The sequence below is a fragment of the Streptomyces kryoterrae genome (assembly GCF_054072135.1).
Genome location: NZ_CM133358.1, coordinates 1,370,632 through 1,389,834, shown reverse-complemented (window position 1 = coordinate 1,389,834; position 19,203 = coordinate 1,370,632). Strand labels below are relative to the sequence as shown.

12 protein-coding genes and 1 tRNA gene are annotated in these 19,203 nt (G+C 69.7%); 4 read left to right on the top strand and 9 right to left on the bottom strand.

Annotation, left to right across the window (positions count from 1 at the left end; all coding sequences use genetic code 11):
• Nucleotides 1-33 precede the first annotated feature (33 nt).
• Nucleotides 34-573 (bottom strand): DUF309 domain-containing protein, encoded by a 540-nt coding sequence (locus ACW4TU_RS05670; RefSeq protein ID WP_457425226.1) that lies wholly within the window; start codon nt 571-573, stop codon nt 34-36.
• A gap of 101 nt (nt 574-674) precedes the next feature.
• Between ACW4TU_RS05670 and ACW4TU_RS05665 the strand changes: the two genes are divergently transcribed.
• Nucleotides 675-748, top strand: a tRNA-Pro gene (locus tag ACW4TU_RS05665).
• 167 nt (nt 749-915) lie between these two features.
• Here ACW4TU_RS05665 and ACW4TU_RS05660 read toward each other — a convergent pair.
• The gene (locus tag ACW4TU_RS05660) at nt 916-6,132 is read right to left on the bottom strand and encodes a family 43 glycosylhydrolase (RefSeq protein ID WP_457425224.1); all 5,217 of its coding nucleotides are present in this window, start codon (nt 6,130-6,132) and stop codon (nt 916-918) included.
• 279 nt (nt 6,133-6,411) lie between these two features.
• Between ACW4TU_RS05660 and ACW4TU_RS05655 the strand changes: the two genes are divergently transcribed.
• The gene (locus ACW4TU_RS05655; protein ID WP_457425222.1) at nt 6,412-7,917 is read left to right on the top strand and encodes a family 43 glycosylhydrolase; all 1,506 of its coding nucleotides are present in this window, start codon (nt 6,412-6,414) and stop codon (nt 7,915-7,917) included.
• Between the two features lie 66 nt (nt 7,918-7,983).
• Here ACW4TU_RS05655 and ACW4TU_RS05650 read toward each other — a convergent pair whose 3' ends face one another.
• The 4 genes from ACW4TU_RS05650 to ACW4TU_RS05635 all read right to left on the bottom strand — a co-directional run bounded on the left by ACW4TU_RS05650 (nt 7,984) and on the right by ACW4TU_RS05635 (nt 14,034).
• Nucleotides 7,984-9,045 (bottom strand): iron-siderophore ABC transporter substrate-binding protein, encoded by a 1,062-nt coding sequence (locus ACW4TU_RS05650; RefSeq protein ID WP_457425220.1) that lies wholly within the window; start codon nt 9,043-9,045, stop codon nt 7,984-7,986.
• Nucleotides 9,045-10,874 (bottom strand): ABC transporter ATP-binding protein, encoded by a 1,830-nt coding sequence (locus tag ACW4TU_RS05645; RefSeq protein ID WP_457425218.1) that lies wholly within the window; start codon nt 10,872-10,874, stop codon nt 9,045-9,047. Before ACW4TU_RS05645 ends, ACW4TU_RS05650 begins: the two co-directional genes overlap by 1 nt.
• Nucleotides 10,871-12,568, bottom strand: coding sequence for an ABC transporter ATP-binding protein (locus ACW4TU_RS05640; protein WP_457425216.1), 1,698 nt, complete (start codon nt 12,566-12,568; stop codon nt 10,871-10,873). The genes ACW4TU_RS05645 and ACW4TU_RS05640 overlap by 4 nt, the downstream gene beginning before the upstream one ends.
• A 113-nt stretch (nt 12,569-12,681) precedes the next feature.
• Complete coding sequence (locus tag ACW4TU_RS05635) at nt 12,682-14,034, bottom strand: lysine N(6)-hydroxylase/L-ornithine N(5)-oxygenase family protein (RefSeq protein WP_457425214.1); 1,353 nt, start codon at nt 14,032-14,034, stop codon at nt 12,682-12,684.
• An 85-nt stretch (nt 14,035-14,119) separates the two neighbouring features.
• Here ACW4TU_RS05635 and ACW4TU_RS05630 point away from each other — a divergent pair, with 85 nt between their 5' ends.
• The gene (locus tag ACW4TU_RS05630) at nt 14,120-15,067 is read left to right on the top strand and encodes a methionyl-tRNA formyltransferase (RefSeq protein WP_457425212.1); all 948 of its coding nucleotides are present in this window, start codon (nt 14,120-14,122) and stop codon (nt 15,065-15,067) included.
• Between the two features lie 72 nt (nt 15,068-15,139).
• On the top strand, nt 15,140-15,685 hold the full coding sequence (locus ACW4TU_RS05625) for a GNAT family N-acetyltransferase (RefSeq protein ID WP_457425210.1): 546 nt from the start codon (nt 15,140-15,142) through the stop codon (nt 15,683-15,685).
• A gap of 453 nt (nt 15,686-16,138) precedes the next feature.
• Here the strand turns inward: ACW4TU_RS05625 and ACW4TU_RS05620 are convergent, their stop codons facing one another.
• The 3 genes from ACW4TU_RS05620 to ACW4TU_RS05610 form a co-directional block, all read right to left on the bottom strand.
• Nucleotides 16,139-16,993, bottom strand: a complete 855-nt coding sequence (locus ACW4TU_RS05620) for an ABC transporter ATP-binding protein (protein WP_457430728.1) — start codon at nt 16,991-16,993, stop codon at nt 16,139-16,141.
• A 79-nt stretch (nt 16,994-17,072) separates the two neighbouring features.
• Nucleotides 17,073-18,173 carry a FecCD family ABC transporter permease gene (locus tag ACW4TU_RS05615; RefSeq protein ID WP_457425208.1) on the bottom strand — a complete coding sequence of 367 codons (1,101 nt, stop codon included), beginning with the start codon at nt 18,171-18,173 and terminating at the stop codon, nt 17,073-17,075.
• Nucleotides 18,174-18,175: 2 nt separating this feature from the next.
• Nucleotides 18,176-19,201, bottom strand: a complete 1,026-nt coding sequence (locus tag ACW4TU_RS05610; RefSeq protein WP_457425206.1) for a FecCD family ABC transporter permease — start codon at nt 19,199-19,201, stop codon at nt 18,176-18,178.
• Nucleotides 19,202-19,203: the final 2 nt, after the last annotated feature.

Here is a 19,203-nt window from a genome sequence, read left to right as displayed (position 1 = left end):
GCACACCACTGACAACGCGGCCGTCGGCCCAGGTCAGCCGCCGACGGTACGGTTCGACAGGCGTGGCGCCCGAGCCACCGCGTCGACGGCCGCGGCCTCCCGCTCCACCTCCGTCGCCAGCTCCCGCGCCCACGTGACGACCCCCGCGAGATCCATCCCGTAAGGCTGCGACCGTGCGCCCACGGCTGCCCACTCCTCGACAGCGCCGGCTCCGCGCCGCAACAGCCGGACACCGCCCGTCACGTTCCCGCGCGCGGCGTGCGTGAGCCCCACGGCCAGCTGCGCGAGCCCTCGCCACAGGCCGCGCTCCTCCTCCGGCCCCGACTTCCAGGCGTCCTCGAACACCTCGTGCGCGTGGAACGGTTTGCCCGCGTCCAGCAACGCCTGCGCCTCGGCGACGCTGTCCTCGGGACGGCGTACGACCCCTTCGGGCTGCCGGTCCACCCCATGCTCGCCGTACGGCAGCGGGCGCCCGAGCCCGTCCCGTGGCCGCGCGTTGCGTGCTCGTCCCTCCCCGTCCCGGTCCCGTCGCCCGCCTGCTGCTGCCCGACTCTCCGACGCACTGCTGCTCATGCACCGATTGTCGCGCGCCACCTGCCGCCTCCGGGGCAGACCCTGGCGTGGGGTAAAGTTCTGCTCGCGTGATCACGCGGGGCAACCGCGGGACGACGCAACGGGACGTGGCGCAGCTTGGTAGCGCACTTGACTGGGGGTCAAGGGGTCGCAGGTTCAAATCCTGTCGTCCCGACTTGTGAGAGTCGCGGTTCAGGGGCTGTTTCGGAGCAATTCGAAACAGCCCCTGAGCCGTTTTCGGGGACCAGAACGCCGAGGGCGCGCACATCGAGCGGGCGGTCAGGCCCAACTCGGTGTGCGCGCCCTCGGGTCCGGATGTCCGGCGCGACCTGTGTCCGCGGCCTATCGGCGGAAGACGATGCCCTTGGTCGCGGTCCCCGTGCGGTTGTCGTACACGACGTCGCCCGTGGACTTCTTCCAGATCCGGATGCGGAACGTGTCCGGCTTGTCCGTCGCCGTGATGAGGAAGGCGTAGCCGTCCTTGCCGTTGACCGTGCCGGAGCCCTGGTACACCGCGGTGGAGCCGGTGACCACCAGCCAGTCCGAGGACGTGGAGCGGAACCGCACCTTCGCCTTGGACTTGCCGGGCGCCGCGAGGTCGAAGGAGGCCGTGGCCGTCGGGACCGTGGCGTCCTTCCGGTAGAAGGCGCCGAAGGAGAAGGCCGCCTTGCCGGTCAGCTTCGGGTCGGCCGGGTAGGCGCCCGGCCGGGAGGCGATCACGCCGGTGCCCGCCACACCGGCCTTGGGGTCGAACACGATCAGCTCGGGGAGCTGGGCGGTGGCCTCGGCCTTGTCGTCGTCCGTCACCGTGACCGTCGGCCGGAAGATACCCGCCTTCAGGTAGGCGTGGCTCGCCTCACAGGTGCCGTTCGTGACCTTGCCGGATGTCGGGGTGGTGCCGTCCTTCCAGTCGATCCTGCAGGTGTGGGTGTCGGCGCGGCCCGGGTCGGTGAACTTCGCCGAGATGCGCACCGGGGTGTTCTTGCCGGCCGGGACCGGGGTCTTCGGACCCTGGACCGAGGTGATCGACGGCGGCGCGTTCGTGACCGTCACCGTCAGGGTGTCCTTGCTGCGACCGCCCGTCAGTGTGACCTCGTACGTGCCGTTGTCCTGGCAGGTGATGGACGTCGGGATCGTGGTCCTGCTGGAGAACGTGCAGGGGGTTGTCGGGCTCACGCTCCAACTCGGCTTGCCTGCACCGGAGATGGTGCCCGTGAGCGGGATCGCGCTGCCTTCCTGGCCAGTTGTGTCCGCGCCCGCGTGGACGATCGTCACCGGGTCGATGCTCGACAGGGTCGGGACGACCTTCTTGATCGATCCGTCGGCGTCGAACTCCATCTTGTCGATGGTCGTTTCGCGGTGCATGCCGTCACCGCCGGGTATCGCGAAGCGGTGGTAGACGATGTACCAGTCGTCGGTGTTCGGGACGTGGACCACCGAGTGGTGGCCGGTGCCCTTGATGCCCAGGGAGAGGTCCTTCTGGAGGATCACACCGCGCTTGGTCCAGGGGCCTGTGGGCGAGGAACCGGTCGCGTAGGCCACCTGGTAGTTCTCGTCCCGGGTGTCGTTCTCCGACCACATCAGGTAGTAGGTCCCGTTGCGCTTGATGACGAACGAGCCCTCGTTGTAGTTGCTCGGCGTGATGTCGGTGACCTTCGACGTGTCGAAGGAGACCATGTCCGCGTTGAGCGGGACCACGTAGGCCCTGCCGTTGCCCCAGTACAGGTACGACTGGCCGTCGTCGTCGGTGAAGACCGCCGGGTCGATCATCTGGCCCGGGTGGTCACCGGCCTTCAGCAGCGGCTTGCCCAGGGCGTCCTTGAAGGGGCCGGTCGGCGAGTCCGACACTGCCACGCCGATGTTCGCGTCGGCGCAGAAGTAGAAGTAGTACTTGCCGTTCTTCTCCTCCATGGTCGGCGCCCAGGCGCGGCTGTCCGCCCAGCTGATGTCGGGACCCAGGTCCAGGATGACGCCGTGGTCCTTCCAGTGGACCAGGTCCGTGGAGGAGTAGGCCTTGAACTGCGTACCGCTCCAGCCCTCGAAGCCGTCGGTGGTCGGGTAGATGTAGAAGGTGTCGCCGAACCTGACGATGTTCGGGTCCGCGTTCAGACCCGGCAGCACCGGGCTCCTCATCTCCACGGCCGTCACGGTCCAGGTGCGCTTCTTGCCGTCCGAACCGGTGACCTCGTACTTCACCGGCTCGGTGAAGTCGTGGAGGGTACCGGAGGCGGGGCTGATGCTCGCGCCGTGGGCCAGGGTGAACTGCGGTGCCAGGGCGGTGACATCACTGCCCGGGGTGAGCGGCAGGACGACCTTGCTGTCCGTGTCGGTGATGATCGCGTCGACCTTGAGCGCAGGGTGGGTCACCGCGGCGATCCCGGTGGTGTTGCCGCTGAGTTCCAGGACCTCGGCGGGCGTCAGGGCCCGGTTGTAGATCCGGAAGTCGTCGACCTCGCCACCGAAGTACGGGTCCGGGGAGTACATGGACCTGCCGATGTAGCCGGAGTAGTCCTTCGCCGGGTCGTACAGATCGGAGGGCTTGATGGTGACACCGCTCACGCGGGCCGTCTCGGCACCGTCGACGTAGAGGATCGCCGTCTCGGTCGCGCCGTCCAGGGTGACGGTGAGGTGCTTCCACTCGCCCTGGGTGAGCTGGGAGCCGCCGATCATCTGCTTCTCACCGGACCAGGTGGCCTTGGTGATCGCGGAGAACAGCTTGCCGCCGCCGTTGGAGGGCGTGGCGAACAGGTACTTGTTGCTGTCGGGGCCGAGCCCGAACAGCCACTGGAAGTTGTCGCCGCCCTTCCACTTGACGTATGTGGAGACGGTGACGCTGGTGGTGTCCTTCAGCACGCCGTTGGGAATCTTGACGTACGGCGAGCTGGAGCTGCTGTTGCCGCCGGACATCTTGAAGGAGCCGCCCTCGACTCCCGTACCGAAGTCGGGAGTTCGGACGTACGTGCCGTGGTAGCCGTGGCCGCTGGAGTCACGGGCGATGTTGCCGCCCGTCTCGTCGAAGTCGTAGTGCAGGACCAGGTCGGCCGGAACGTCCGGGCCCTCGGCCGAGACCGTGACCGCGGCGTGGACCGGGAGGGCCTCGCCGTTCGGGAGGGAGCCGATCACACTGAAGGTGCCGGGCTGGGCGTACGCCGACGCGGGGACGGCGTCCCAGGTGACGGTGACGGGACGCTTGACGCCGTCCGCGTACGTGGCGATGACCGTGGCCGGGAGGACCGGGGCCTCACCCGTGCGCGTCTTCACCGTGATGTCCTCGACGGACTGGACGAGTTGGTCCGGCTGGTAGGTCTTCAGGAGCCGGTCGTACTCGGCCTGGGTGACCGGGAGCACGGTGCCGTGCCGGGGCTTGGACGGCAGGTCGTAGCCGGTGGACGGGGTCCAGACGCCGGAGGCCAGGTCCGTCGTCTCGAAGGGGATGTAGCCGCGACCGCCGAACTCGTCGAGGAACGCGTACCACTTCTCCTCGGTGTTCGACTTGAACACCAGGGGACCCTCGGCCGCGCTCATCGCGCCCTTGCCGATGCCCTCGGCGACGGCGGTGTAGGACGGGTTGAGGATCGAGTCGCTCTTCTCCTCGAAGATGAACTTGCTGTTCGGCGTCGAGGAGCTGTTGTTCCGCTCGTCCTTGGACAGGCGGTAGTAGGTGTCCTTGTCCTTGATCATCGTGGAGTCGATGACCGAGTAGCCGCGGTCGATCCACACCTTGGGCGTGCTGAAGGTGCGGAAGTCACGGGTGGTCGCGTACATCATGCGGTTGTACGTGTCGCCGGAGTGGTCGGCGTTGTCGTAGAGCTTCGAGGCCCAGAAGACGACGTACGAGCCGAGCTCGTTGTCGTAGAACGCCTCGGGCGCCCAGGTGTTGCCCGCCGAGTCGGGGGAGACCTTCACCAGGCGCTGGTCGGTCCAGTGGACCAGGTCGGTGGACTCCCACACCATGATGGACTTGCTGCCGGTGCGCTGGGAGGCGTCCCAGTCGCCGTTGCCGTAGATCCGCAGGTCGGTGGCGATCTGGTAGAACTTGTCGCCCTCGGGGGAGCGGATGATGAACGGGTCGCGCAGGCCCTTCTCGCCGAGCGTGGAGGTCAGGACGGGCTTGCCGTCGTTCAACTCCCGCCACTTCAGCGGGTCGTTGCCCTTGCTGAGCGCCGCGTAGAGCTGTTCGCCGTCCGAGGTGCCCTCGCCGGTGAAGTAGCTGAACATATAGCCCTTGAGGGCTTCCTTCGCGGGGAGTTCGGGGACCTTGGCCGTCAGGGTGCGGGTCGTGGTGGCGGTGCCCTTGGTGATCGTCGCGGTCAGGTCGACCGTCGTACCGCCGGCGCCGTGCGCGGGGCGGTGGACCACACCGTCGGCCGCGATGACGTCCGGGTTCGCCGAGGACCAGGCAACCGCCGTGCCGTAGACGCCCGTTGACGGCAGCGTGATGTTGCCGCGTACGTCGTCGATGTTCGGGACGGTCAGCGCGTCGGCGGCCCGCTGGGTGGCGGTGGCGTCGTCGAAGGTGGCCGGGACCGTGACGTCGAAGGTCTTGGTGTCGCTCACCGGGCCCTTCTTCAGGGTCGCCGTGAGCGTGGCGTGACCGTCCGGCGAGCCGGCGGCGGGGCGGGTGACGGCGCCGGAGGCCGAGACCACGGAGGCGTTGTCGGTCGCCCAGGTGATGGCGGAGCCGCCCGAAGGGCCCGCGCTCGGCAGGGTGAGGTCGGCGATCACCGCGCTCGTGTCGCCCAGCGTCAGGGCCGACTTGTCGGCGGCGACGCCCTGCGTGGCGACGGGGAGGGAGAGTTCCTCGACCTCCGTGCCGGCCAGCGCCCGGTCGTAGACCCGGAAGTCACGGATGTTGCCCTTGAACAGGTTGTCGCCGGGGTACACCGACTTGCCTATGTAGTTGGCGGTGGTCGTGCCCGCGCCGATGGAGCCGGGGGTGAGGGTGATCGCCGTGTTGCGGCCCACCTCCACGCCGTCCTCGTAGAGCACGCCCGTGTTGCCGGTCTGGGTGTAGGTGATCTGCTTCCACACCGCGCGCTGCAGGTTCGTACCGGCTGTCCGCGTCGTCTGCTCCGTCGACCAGTTGCCGCTGGCGATGGACGTCCGGTACGAGTTGCCCGTGGTGAACAGATAGCCGTTGCCGGCCGAGCCGCTGGTGTTGCCGAAGCCGTAGATGAAGTACGGGCTGGACTGGGTGGAGTCGACCTTCACGTCCATCGAGACGGTGATCGAGGTCATGCCGCTCATGATGTTGTCCGGCACCTTGACGTAGGTGTCGGAACCGTTGAAGGCAAGCCCCTCACCGGAGTTGGACCACCCGGCGGTCCCGTTCACCGTGCCCGTACGGCCGTTGCCCGAGGCGTCGGCGACGGTGGTGCCGGAGGCCGCGTCGAGCTTGTACCAGAGGGCCAGCCCGTCGGTGATGTCGGCTGCGGCGGCGTGAGCGGGAACCGACATGGCCAACGGCCCCGCGAGGCCGAGGAGAAGCGATGCGGCGGTCAGTCCGGCGAGCCGTGGTGACCAGGGTCTGCTGCGGCCGCGTGATCTCGCGAGATGCATCGTTTCGGCTTCCTCTGCTCGGACACGGGGGGAGGTAACGGGAGACATCAGATTTCGTCTGTGTGTCCGCGCGTTGCGAGAGTGTCAATCGATGCGACCAGGGGCGTCAAGGGTTTTCGAACAACGTTCGGCAGGTCGGACAACAAGTTTTTTACGCGATGGACGCAAACCGGAACCGAACCTGTCACAAGCGTTGACGTGCGCACCCCGCGTATCTAGGTTCTGGTCGAAGTTACGTACGTAGTCCGGGATTTCGAACAATGTGACAGCGATGTGATCATGAGAAGGGACCTGTTTGTGTTCCGTACCCGTCACTGGCTGACCCTCCTGGCGGCGCTGCTGGCGCTGCTCGTACCTGTCGTCGGCATCCAGCCCGCCGCCGCGGCCGAAGGGCGCCCGTACACGAACCCGGTCAAGTCCCAGAAGGGCGCCGACCCCTGGCTGGAGTACTACAACGGCAGCTACTACCTGGTCACCACGTCCTTCACCGGTGTCCTGACCATGCGTAAGTCGGCGACCCTGGCCGGGCTGTCGACGGCTCCCAGCGTGCAGGTCTGGAGTGACACCACCTCGACCCGCAACAACAACTTCTGGGCGCCCGAGCTGCACTTCTTCGACGGCCACTGGTACCTGTACTACTCCGGCGCGCCGAGCGGGGCCGCCTGCTGCGACCAGCAGCGGACCTACGTCGTGGAGAGCGCCGGCACCGACCCGATGGGCCCGTACACCTTCAAGAACCAGCTCACCGGGTCCAACCTCGACCCGGGCGGCTGGCTCATCGACGCCACCGTGCTGACGTACAACAACAAGCTCTACCTGATCGGCAGCGGCGCCATCGGCGGCAGCAAGCAGAGCCTGGTCATCGCGCCCATGACCAACCCGTACACGGTCAGCGGCTCCACCTTCAGCCTCATCTCGCAGCCGACGCTGGCCTGGGAGACCTCCGGGGCACCCGTCAACGAGGGCCCCGAGCCGCTCTACCACGACGGCCGGACCTTCCTCACCTTCTCCGCGAGCTACTGCCAGACCGCCGACTACAAGCTCGGTCAGCTCGAACTCACCGGCAGCGACCCGCTGTTGGCGTCCTCCTGGACGAAGAAGCAAACGCCCGTCTTCCAGCGCAACGACGCCGCCGGGGTCTACGGGCCGGGCCACAACGGGTTCTTCACCTCACCGGACGGCACCGAGAACTGGATCGTCTACCACGCCAACGACTCGGCCTCGGGCGGCTGCGGCAACGGCCGTACCACCCGCGCCCAGAAGTTCACCTGGAACGCGGACGGCACGCCGAACTTCGGCACCCCGGTCGCGCTCGGCACCACGCTGCCCGGCCCGTCCGGCGAGACCGCCGCGACCCCGACCGCGTACACGCTGGTGAACCGCAACAGCGGCAAGTGCCTCGACGTGGAGGGCGGGAACACCGCCGACGGCACCAACATCCTCCAGTGGACCTGCAACGGCGGCACCAACCAGAAGTGGCGCATCGAGGACCAGGCCAACGACACCAGCCGACTGGTCAACGTCGCCACCGGCAAGGTGATGGACACCGCGGGCTGCGCCACGGCCGACGGCACCGATCTGCGCCAGTGGTCCTGGCTGAACAACAACTGCCAGAAGTTCAGGCTTGTTTACACGGCCACCGGCGACTATGTCCGGATCGTCAACGAGTCCACCGGCAAGGTCGCCGACGTCGCCGACTGCTCCACCGTGAACGGCGCCGACGTACGCCAGTGGACCTGGCTCGGCAACAACTGCCAGCAGTGGCAGATCAGGCCCACCACGTGAGCCGATGAACGACATGGGTGCGGCCCGGCCGGAACTCCGGTCGGGTCGCACCCATATGAGTAGGCGTCAGCTCGTCGGCTCGGTCACCTTCGTGGCCGCCTTGCCGTCGACGGCCGCCGTCAGCTGCGGGACCAGCCGCTCGAGCATGTACGGAAGGCTCAGCACCGACACGAACGACACCGAGTTGCCGTAGTCGCTGCTCTCCTTGACGAAGACCTCACGGTCCTCCTTGGCCACCTTCAGGTCCGCGTACAGGGGGTCCTTGCGCAGCGTCGCCTTGTCCTTGGTGGTGTCGGAGACGATCCACACGATCGCGTCCGTGTCGAGGAGATCGGTGCGCTCCTTGCTGATGTTGGCCCCGAACTCGTCACCGATGACCTTGTCCAGGTCGGTGGGCAGCTTGAAACCGAGGTTCGTGAGGACGCGCGAGCGCGGGTCCTGGCTGCCGAAGACGAAGATGCCCTCGTACGGGGTCGCCATCACGGCGCTTGCGCCGGCGAACTCGGGGTGCTCGGTCGCCGCCTTCTTGAAGTCGGACTCGACCCCGGTGACCAGTTCCTTCGCCTTGGTCTCCTGGCCGAGCGCCTTGCCGATGATCTCGGTCTGGTTCTGCCACGGCACGCCGTAGTCGTTGTACTCCTTCGGCTGGGCCACCACCGGGGCGAACTTCGACAGCGTGTCGTACTGCGCCTTCGTCAGACCGCCGTAGACCGCGAGGATCAGGTCCGGCCGGAGCGCGGCGATCTTCTCGGTCTGCGGGCCCGTGCCGGTGTCCTTGAGGACGGTCGGCGTCGCCGCGCTGCCCAGCTTGTCCGCCGCCCACGGGCCGATCGCGCCCTTGTAGCCGCCCAGCCACTCGGTCGTCCCGACCGGCACCTTGCCCAGCGCGAGGACGGCGTCCTGGTCGGTCAGACCGACCGTGACGATCCGCTTGGGCTCGGACTTGATCGTGGTGCTGCCGTACTTGTGCGAAAGGGTCACCGGGAAGGCGGAGTTGGCGGACGCGTCGGCGGCGGAGCCCGCCGTGTCGGAGTCGTCGTCGGAGCCACAGGCGGTGGCGGCGCCGAGGAGGAGCAGTACGGAGGTGAGCGCCGCGGCGAGCCGAGTGCCTCTGGGAGAGCCGAGCATCAGTGGTCCTTCACGGTGGTGGTTGTGTCGGTGCTGGGACGCGTGGGGGGCTTCTCGGCCGGCGAACGGGTGCCGGACCAGGCCTGCCACAGGGAGGCGTAGGTACCGGCCGCCGCGCACAGCTCGTCATGGGTGCCGCTCTCCACGATCCGGCCGCCGTCCATGACGACGATCCGGTCCGCGTCGGCGGCCTGGGTGAGACGGTGGGCGACCAGGAGCGCGGTGCGGTTCCCGATCGCCCGGTCGGCGGCCTTCTCCAGCAGCCGCGCGCCGGTGCTGCCGGCCTCGGCCGTCGCCTCGTCCAGCACGGCGACCGGCGGATCCGCCAGTACGAGCCGGGCCAGGGCGAGTTGCTGGACCTGGGCGGCGGTGAGCCGGTGCCCGCCCTCGCCGACGACGGTGGCCAGGCCCTCGGGCAAGGTCAACGCCCAGTCCAGCGCGCCCACTTCGGTCAGGGCCGTACGCAGGTCCTCGTCCGAGGCGGCGGCGCGCGCGAGACGCAGGTCGTCGGCGAGCGGCCCGGCGAAGACGTGCGTCTCCTGGGTGACCAGGGCAACCGGCAGACTGCCGGAGGAGGTTGACGCGCCGGTGAGCCGAACCGTGCCGGAGGTCGGCTCGTGCACACCGGCGATGAGCTTGGCGAGCGTCGTCTTGCCCGCGCCGCTCGACCCGACCAGCGCGACCCGCTCCCCGGCGGCCAGCGTGAGATAAACGTCCCGGAGGACGGGACGCCCGGGCAGATACTCGTGGTGGACGCCGGTCACGGTGACCGTGCCGGGCTCGCGCCGCTGTGCCGTGGGCGCCGGGGGAGTGGCCTCGGGCTCCGGGATGTCGGCGACGCCGACCAGTCGGGCCAGTGCCGCCGTCGCCGACTGGGCGTCGTCGAGCAGCGCGAGGGCCTGGTTGACCGGGCCGAAGAGGCTGTGGAAGTAGAGCGCGGCGGCCGTGGCCGTACCGATGGACACGGAGTCGGCGCGCACCAGCAGGAACCCGGTGACCAGGACCGCGGCGAGGCCGGTGTACTCGGCGATGTGCAGCCGGTTGTAGAAGTCGAGCACCAGCCGCACACCCCGCATCGTCAACGCGACCGCGGCGGACGAGCGTCGGGTGACGGACTCGGTGTGCGGCTCCTCCAGCCGGAACGCCCGTACGGTGCCGGCGCCCGCGATGGTGTCCAGCAACTGCTGCTGCTGGGCCCCCATGGCGATGCGCTGCTCGGCGTACAGCGGCACGGCGTTGCGTACGTACCAGCGCGCGGTCCCCGCCTGGATGGGCACCGCGAGCAGCGCGGCCAGCAGGAAGCGCCAGTCCAGGAGGGCCATCGCGGCGAAGGTCAGCACGATGGCGAGCAGGGAGCGGGCCAGTTCGGGCAGCGCGTTGCGCACGGCCTCGCCGACCACCGAAACGTCCCTGGTGACACGGGCGTTGAGGTCGCCGGACCCGGCCTTCTCCACCTGCTCCAGGGGCAGCCGCAGCGCCCGCTCGACGAACCGCTCGCGCAACTGGGCCAGCACGGTCTCGCCGAGCCGGGAGACCAGGGACAGTCCGAGCGCGGTGGCGGCGCCCTGCGCGACGGCCACCAGGACCAGGAGGACGGCGGGGAGGGTGAGGTCGTCGGGCGGACGGTGCTCGGCGACCAGGTCCACCATGCGGCCCAGCAGCGGCTGGACGAGCAGCCCGACAGCGGTCGCCGCGACCATCACGGCGAAGGCGCCGAGGGCCGGCCGACGGCGCGGGCGGACCAGTTCACGGACCGCGGCACGGGTGCGCCGGGGTGTCGCGGTGGGCAGCAACTCTTTTGTGCTGGCTGAGAGTTCGTTGCCGTTCATGCCAGCACCGCCGCTCTGTAGGTCTCGTGACGGTCAATCAGGTCGGCGTGCGAGGCGGTGTCGGTGACTCGGCCGTCCTCCAGCAGTACGACCCGATCGGTGACCGACAGCAGCGCGGGACTGGTGGTCACCAGCACCGTCGTACGCCCCTTGCGGATCTCCCTGACTCCGGTGGCGATGCCCGCCTCGGTCACCGTGTCCACGGCGGTGGTCGGATCGTGGACCACCAGGACGGGCCGCTCGGCCGCCAACGCCCTTGCCAACGCCACGCGTTGACGCTGCCCGCCGGAGAGGGAGCGGCCCCGCTCACTGACCGCCGTGTCCTCGCCGTCCGGGAGGGTCTGCGCGACCTGGGCCACACCGGCCGCGGTCATCGCCTGGCCGGGGTCCGCGTGGTCGGGTGCGGCCGCCGTGACATTGCCGCGGACGGTGCCCTCGAAGAGGTCGGCGTCGTGCTCGGCGACCAGCAGAGCGGTGCGCAGCTCGGCCGGGTCCAGGTTGCGGAGAGGGACGCCGTCGAGTTCGACGGTGCCCGCATCGGGGTCGGACTGCCGGGCCAGGCAGCGCAGCAGGTCGGTGGCGTCCGCGGGGTCGGTCGCGACCACGCCGAGCAGCTCACCCGGTGCGATGTCGAGGTCGAGGCCCTTGAGCCCGCCGAGGCTGAGGGCGGTCAGGCGGATCGCGCCGCGCACCGGCTGGGCCAGGGTCGCCGTGCCCGGGGTGACGATGTGCGGAGCGGCCAGTACCTCCGCGATGCGGGTGGCCGAGGCCCGGCCCTGGGCGAGCTCGGCGTTGACCCACGCGAGGGTCTCCAGCGGGCCGACGAGGAAGACGGCGAGCCCCACGGCCGACACCAACTGGCCCAGGCTGATGTCCCCCTGGGCGGCGAGCCGGCCGCCGACGAGGGCTACGGCGGCGATCAGGCAGCCGGTGAGGGCGAGCACCATGCCGCTCTGGAAGGCCTGGGCGCGGGCGGCCTTCAGGGTGGCCTGCAGGGAGTCGCGGCTGGTGGTGCGGTAGCGGGCGAGCGCGGTGGACTCGCCGCCGATGCCCTTGAGGATGCGCAGGCCGGCCACCAGATCGGCGGCCACGGCCGAGGCGTGTGCGGCCCGCTCCTGCTCGGCCTCGCTGCGCGATTCCAGGGGCTTGCTCAGCAGGTGGCCCAGCCACAGCAGAACAGGAGTGCCGAGCAGCACGACGAGCCCGAGCGTGACGGACATGCGCAACAGCACGACCGCGCCCACGAGGATGCCGGCGAGGGACGAGATCCCGCCCATGGCCGCCATGCTGACGGCGCCCACGCGTTTGGCGTCCTCGGTGGCGATGTTGGCGAGGGCGCCGGGCAGCCGGCCCTCCTCCGCACCGCCTCCGGGATCCAGGACCCGGCGTACGAGGGTGACGCGGAGGGTGTGTTCGGCCTGGGCGGCGGCCCGGTCGGCGGACCAGGCGCCGAAGCGCCAGCTGAGCGCGAGTCCGACGTAGACGACGGCGAGGGCGGCGAGCCAGCTCAGCAGGGCGCCGGTGTCGGAGTCCGTGACGGCGCGGTCGATGACCAGGCCGATCACGACCGGCACCATCACTTCGCCGAGTTGGTGGCCGGAGCCGAGGAGCGCGCCGAGGGCGACGTCACGCCGTTGCCCTCTGACCGCCTGCCGCAGGACGTCCCGCCCCGACAGCTGTGAAGGACTACTCACCCGTAACCCTCCGGGATCGGACGACAGTTATCGGACGACGGTTTACGCCGGTAGGACCTGTCCGAGGCCGTGCAAGCGCACCCGGACAGGCCTGAAACTTAGGTAAGGCTACTCTAAGTTGATGCTGGCTGCCCAGCTCCGACGACGGCATCGCTGGTGCGACGGGCGAGCAGGGAGTCGAGGATCTCTCCCGAGCGCACGGCGGTCGTCGACAGCAGCGTCGAGGTGAGACCGTGCGTGTGTTCGGTCGCGCCCTGGAGATAGATGCCGGCCGTGACCTCGGACGAGACCTCGACCCGGTGGTCGCGGCCGACCCGTACGGCGTCGTTGTCGTCCCGCAGGCAGAGCTTGGAGGCTCTGCCCAGCATGGTGTCGAGGTCGCGGGGGCGGTAGCCGGTGGCGTGCACGAGCACGTCGCAGGAGAGCACCTCCCGTTCTCCGGTGGGGAGATACTCGACGGTGACGTCCAGCCGGTCGTCCAGCTGCTCGACGTCCCGGATGCGGGAGACGTTGCGCATCCGCAGCCGCTCGGTGCCCTGGACCTTCTCGCGGTACATGGTGGCGTACAGCGTCTCGATCAGGTCCATGTCGACCACCGAGTAGTTGGTGCTGCGGTGGTAGTCGTGCAGGGACTGCTTCACCTCCGGCCGGGACCGGAAGTAGACGTCCACCGCCTCCGGGTCGAAGATCCGGTTGGCGAACGGGCTGTCGTCGGCGGGCGTGTAGCCGTACTTGGCGAAGACCGCGCACACCTCGGTGCCGGGGAAGGAGCGGTGCAGGTAGTCGACCGCCTCGGCGCCGCTCTGACCTGCGCCGAGCACCAGAATGCGGCCCACCGAGGCGCCCGAGCCGGTCAACTCGCGGGTGCGGGGGACCAGTTCGCTGTTGTGCCAGATACGGTCCGACAGTGCGGTGCCCGGCGGGACGTGCGGTTCGAGACCGACGGCGACCGAGATGTTGCGGGCCCGGCGGACCACCGTACGCCCCGGATCGCCCGGCACGCGGCTGACGACGTCGAACCAGCGGACCTCGCCGTCCTCGGTCAGCACGGGCTCCACGGAGACGACCTCGGCGTCGTACGTCACCTGGTCCGCGATCCGGGCAGCCGCCCACTCGAAGTACTCGTGGAACTCGATCCGCAGCGGGAAGAGGGTCTTCGCGTTGAGGAAGTCCACCAGCCGGCCGCGGTCCCGCAGGAAGCACAGGAAGCTGAAATCGCTGGTCGGGTTGCGCATGGTGACCAGGTCCTTGAGAAAGGACACCTGCATGGTCGCGTCGTCGATGAGCATGCCGCGGTGCCAGCCGAAACGTGGCTGGCGTTCCAGGAACTCGGCGTGGATCCGCTCCTCGGGCGCGGCTTGTGCGTTGTGTTCCGCGATGGCTATCGCCAGTGCGAGATTTGACGGGCCGAAGCCGATACCGAGCACGTCATGGATGGCGTCCGGCTCGTCGTGCAGTGCGTTCACCGCAACTTCCCTTCCCCTAGGCGCCACTGATATTAAATAAGGTTAGCCTTACCTTGCAATGGTGTGTCCTACGGAAGGATCGGATATGCGGGTCGTCATGTTCGGCTATCAGACCTGGGGGCACCGCACGCTCCAGGCCCTGCTGGAGTCCGAGCACGAGGTGGTCATGGCGGTCACCCACCCCAAGAGCGACCACGTGTACGAGAAGATCTGGGACGACTCGGTGGCCGACCTGGCCGAGAAGCACGGCATTCCGGTCCTGTTGCGCAACCGCCCCGACGATCCCGAACTCCTCGCCAAACTGGGGGAGTTGGCGCCGGACCTGATCGTCGCCAACAACTGGCGAACCGTCCTGCCCCCCGAGATCTTCGACCTCCCGGCGCATGGCACGCTCAACATCCACGACTCGCTGCTCCCGGCGTACGCGGGCTTCTCCCCGCTGATCTGGGCGCTCATCAACGGCGAACGGGAGGTCGGTGTCACCGCCCACCGCATGAACGCAGAGCTCGACGCCGGTGACGTGCTGTTGCAACGGGCGGTCCCGGTGGGCGCGCGCGACACGGTGACAGACCTCTTCAACCGCACTGTGGACTTGATCACACCGGTCGTCCACGAGTCTCTCGGGCTCATCGCCTCGGGCCGTGCCGAGTGGATTCCCCAGGACCGCAGCCGGGCGAGCTTCTTCCACAAGCGTTCCCTGGAGGACAGCCGCATCGACTGGACCTGGCCGGCGGAGTCCCTGGAACGCCTGATCCGCGCTCAGTCGGACCCGTATCCCAACGCGTTCACCCATCACAAGGGGCAGCGGATACGCATCGTCGACGCCGAGGTGTCCGAGGGCTGCTACGGCGGGACCCCCGGCCGGATCTTCATCCGCGAGGGCGACGGAATCGTCGTGGTCGCGGGCACGGAGGCCCGGAACGGGCGCCTGCGGGGGCTGCTGGTGAAGCGGGTACGGACGGAGGACGGCTCGGAGCTCGCGGCGACGGACTACTTCCGCACGATGGGCGGGTATCTGACGGCGCGTCCCTGACGGAGGAGGCCGGATTCGCGGGTGGGCCGATTCCCGGTCGACGCGGGTACGCGATCACGTCAGGATGACGCCATGCCAGACCTGCGAACCGAACGCCTCGTCCTGCGCTCCTGGCGCCCTTCCGACCTCGTCCCCTGGGCGGCCATGAACGCCGACCCGGAGGTCCGCGAGCACCTCGGAGGCGCCCTCACCCGTGAACAGAGCGAAGCCTCCGCCGCCCACTTCCAGACCGGCCTCGACGAACGGGGCTGGGGCTGGTGGGCGGTGGAGGTCACGGGCACCGGTGAGTTCATCGGGTTCGCCGGGCTGGACCCCGTCGAGGACGACATGGCGTTCGACGGGGTCGAGGCGGGGTGGCGGCTGGCCCGGTCCGCCTGGGGGCACGGATACGCAACGGAGGCTGCCCGGGCGGTGGTTGCCCACGCCTTCGACGAGAAGGGCCTCGGCCTCGAAGAGGTCCTCGCGATCACGACCGCCACCAACCTCCGTTCGCAGGCGGTGATGCGCCGCCTCGGCATGACCCACGACCCGGCCAAGGACTTCGTCGACCTGACCGTCCCGGAGGGGCCGCTGCGGCGGAACGTGGTGTGGAAGCTCCGGGCCGGCGCCTGGGGCTAGCCGATACCCGGGGTGTTTCAGACGTGCCGCATCCAGACGTTGGGCTCCTGGTACACGCTCTCGTCGGCGACACGGTCGACGCGGAGCAGGCCCTGCGGGGGCGGGACGGCGGCAGTGCATGAAGGTTTCGATCGGGGTCAGGGGTAGCGCGCCTTGGGGGTCGGGCGGACCGGTGTGAGGCGCGGCTCACGGCCGTCAGCGTCCCGTTCGCGGATCACCGGGTTGTTCGCCCCCGCCGCCCCTACCCTTCCCGTCCTCGGGGGCGCTGCCCCCGAACCCCCGCTCCTCAATCGCCGGAGGGGCTCGATCTTCCAGCCCGTCCGGCGTTTGAGGACGAGCGCGTTCAGCGCGACAGGGGGGTCTGGGGGCGCAGCCCCCAGGGACGGGACGGGTAGGGGCGGCGGGGGCGAGGAACCGGACTGTCACGCTCGTCGGTTCGCTCGGTCCTCAGGTTCATGAGGTCGTCCTCGCGCGCACGTCCTGGTGGTGGCGGCCCATCGGGATCACCATGGGGGTGTCGCTGACCGGGTCGAGGGTGATGCGGCACGTCAGGTCGAAGACGTCCTCCACCGTCTCCTCCGTGATGACCTCCGCAGGCGGCCCCTCCGCCACGATCCGGCCGGACTTCATGGCGACGACGTGATCGGCGTACCGGCAGGCCTGGTTGAGGTCGTGGAGGACCATCACGACGGTGCGGTTCTCGCGGCGGTTGAGGTCCGTGATCAGGTCCAGCACGTCGATCTGGTGGGCCAGGTCGAGATACGTCGTCGGCTCGTCCAGGAGGAGTACGGGGGTGCCCTGGGCGACCGCCATCGCGATCCACGCCCGCTGCCGCTGGCCGCCGGACAACTCGTCCACCGGGCGGTCCGCGAGGTCGGTCATGTCGGTCGCGGCGAGCGCCTCGTGCACGGCCTGTTCGTCCGCCTTCGACCACTGCCGCCACCACGTCTGGTGCGGCGACCGGCCGCGGTTGACGAGGTCGATGACCGTCAACCCCTCGGGCGCGACCGGGCTTTGGGGCAGAATGCCCAGACGCTGCGCCAACTCCCGGGTGGGGATGGCCTGGAGCGTCCGGCCGTCCAGGTGGACGGCACCTTCGCGGGGTGCGAGCAGCCGGGCCAGGGCGCGCAACAGCGTCGACTTTCCACAGGCGTTGGCACCGACGATGGCCGTGATCCGGCCGGGCGGTATCGCCAGGTCGAGGCCGTCCACGACCACCCGGTTGTCGTACGACAGCCGCAGCCCCGTGGCCCTCAGGTCCGGGTCGGCGGCCGGTTCCGCGGTGTTGGGCAGGGGATCGACCGGCATGGCGTCCTCGGTGGAAGTGGTCGTGGCCTTGGCCGTCGACAGGGCGTCGGCCGGCATCCTGGGGTCCGTCGACATGCGATCAGCCTCCTGAACCCGCGCGGTTGGCGCGGACGAGCAGCCAGAGCAGGATCGGCGCGCCGAGCACGCCGGTGACGATTCCGACCGGCAGTTCCGTGCCGGAGACGAGGGTACGGGCGATCAGGTCGCTGCCCAGGACCATCAGCGCCCCGGTCAGGCCCGAGGCGAGTGTGGGCGGCCAGGCGGTGCGCGCGAGGCGCAGGGCGATCTGCGGGGCGGCCAGCGCCACGAAGGCGACGGGTCCGGCGGCTGCGGTCGCGAAGGCGATCAGCCCGACGCCGGTGAGCAGGACGGCGAGGCGTACCGGCTGTACGCGGGTGCCGAGGCCGGTCGCCACGTCGTCGCCCAACTGGAGCGTGCGCAGCAGGCGGCCGAGCAGCAGTGCCGTCGGCAGCAGGACGGCCAGGGCGATCGCGAGCGGCCCGACGTCCGACCAGGTACGGCCGTTGAGGTTGCCGACCAGCCAGCCCAGCGCGGCCTGTGCCTGGAAGCGGCCGCCCCTGGCGACCAGGTAGTCGGTGGCGCTCGTGCAGATCCAGGCGACGCCGATACCGACCAGGATGATCCGGTAGCCGGTGGTACCCCGCCGCCAGGCCAGCGCGTACACGACGAGGGCCGTGGTCAGCGCGCCGAGCAGACCGAGCGCCTGGGTGCCGAGGCCGCCGTCCCAGCCCAGGACGATGCCCGCGACCACGAAGGTGCCCGCGCCCTGGGTGAGGCCGATCATGTCGGGGCTGGCCAGCGGGTTGCGGGTCATGGTCTGGAACAGCCCGCCGGACATCCCGAACGCGATCCCGGCCAGCAGCCCCACCAGCGAGCGCGGCAGCCGCAGTTCCTGGACGACGAGCACGGTGCCGGGGTCGCCGGAGCCGACCAGGGCGCGTACGACGTCGGTGAACGCGATCGGGTAGTCGCCGATCGTCAGGCTCCAGCAGAAGAGGAGGAACGTGCCCACGGCGAGCAGCGCGGTCACCGTGACCAGGCGGGGCCGGAGGATGCCGGAGACGGGGGGGACGGCCAGCCGGTAGGTCCGCTGGATGCGGAGAGAAGGGCGGGCGGGCGCCAACGCGGCTGCGTCGACGGCGGACTTGGGGTTCGTCATCCTCACACCTCCGCCAGTTTCCGGCGCCGCACCAGGGCGATGAAGAACGGCCCGCCGATGAAGGCGACGATCACACCGGCCTGGACCTCGATGGGCCGGGCCACCATGCGCCCGACGATGTCGGCGGCGAGCAGCAGACTCGGCGCGAGTACGGCCGACAGCGGCAGCAGCCAGCGCTGGTCGGGGCCGATCCCCGCCATCTGGGCCAGCACGCGGGCGACATGGGGCACCACGAGCCCGATGAAGACGACCGGGCCGATGACCGCGACGGCGGCCCCGGTCAGCAGGGTCACCGCGGTGACGCCCTGGAGCCGCACCAGACCCAGCCGTCGGCCGAGGGAGGCGGCCACGTCGTCGCCCAGGGCCATGCTGTTGAGGGCGGGCGCGCTGGCGAAGGCCAGCAGCGCGCCCACGGCGAGGAAGGGCAGGATCCGCAGGACGGTCTCGCCGTCCTGGTCGGCCATCGAACCGGCCGACCAGAAGCGGTAGCGGTTGAGCGCGTCGGGGTCGGTCAGCACGATCGCGCTGGTGAAGGAGGACAGCAGGGAGGTCACGGCGATGCCCGCGAGCGCCAGTTTGACCGGTGTGAGCCCGGAGCGCCCGAGGCCGCCCAGCAGATACACGAGGACACTGGCCGCCATCGCACCCGCGAACGCGAACCACACGTACCCGTAGAACGACCCGACTCCGAACACTCCGACAGCCAGCACGATCGCGAACGAGGCACCGGCACTCACCCCGAGGATCCCGGGGTCCGCCAGCGGGTTGCGTGTCAGCGCCTGCATGAGCGCGCCCGACATACCGAGCGCCGCCCCGGCCGACAGTCCGAGCGCCGTGCGAGGTACCCGCGCCGACCAGATGACGTTGTCCACGAACCGGCTGGGCGCGTCACCGAACAGTGCCCGCACCACCTGATCGGGCGGAATGCTGGCCGCGCCGAGGGCGAGTGACAGAAGACACAGTCCGAGCAGGACGGCGCCGAGAACTGCCACGAGAAGAACGGGGCGAACCCTTCTCCCCGGCGTCACCG

Excerpts from the sequence above, each read along its gene's own strand:
- ACW4TU_RS05670 (WP_457425226.1), bottom strand. The coding sequence starts at position 573 with ATGAGCAGCAGTGCGTCGGAGAGTCGGGCAGCAGCAGGCGGGCGACGG.
- ACW4TU_RS05660 (WP_457425224.1), bottom strand. The coding sequence starts at position 6,132 with ATGCATCTCGCGAGATCACGCGGCCGCAGCAGACCCTGGTCACCACGG.
- ACW4TU_RS05655 (WP_457425222.1), top strand. The coding sequence starts at position 6,412 with ATGAGAAGGGACCTGTTTGTGTTCCGTACCCGTCACTGGCTGACCCTC.
- ACW4TU_RS05650 (WP_457425220.1), bottom strand. The coding sequence starts at position 9,045 with ATGCTCGGCTCTCCCAGAGGCACTCGGCTCGCCGCGGCGCTCACCTCC.
- ACW4TU_RS05645 (WP_457425218.1), bottom strand. The coding sequence starts at position 10,874 with ATGAACGGCAACGAACTCTCAGCCAGCACAAAAGAGTTGCTGCCCACC.
- ACW4TU_RS05630 (WP_457425212.1), top strand. The coding sequence starts at position 14,120 with ATGCGGGTCGTCATGTTCGGCTATCAGACCTGGGGGCACCGCACGCTC.
- ACW4TU_RS05625 (WP_457425210.1), top strand. The coding sequence starts at position 15,140 with ATGCCAGACCTGCGAACCGAACGCCTCGTCCTGCGCTCCTGGCGCCCT.
- ACW4TU_RS05620 (WP_457430728.1), bottom strand. The coding sequence starts at position 16,993 with ATGCCGGTCGATCCCCTGCCCAACACCGCGGAACCGGCCGCCGACCCG.
- ACW4TU_RS05615 (WP_457425208.1), bottom strand. The coding sequence starts at position 18,173 with ATGACGAACCCCAAGTCCGCCGTCGACGCAGCCGCGTTGGCGCCCGCC.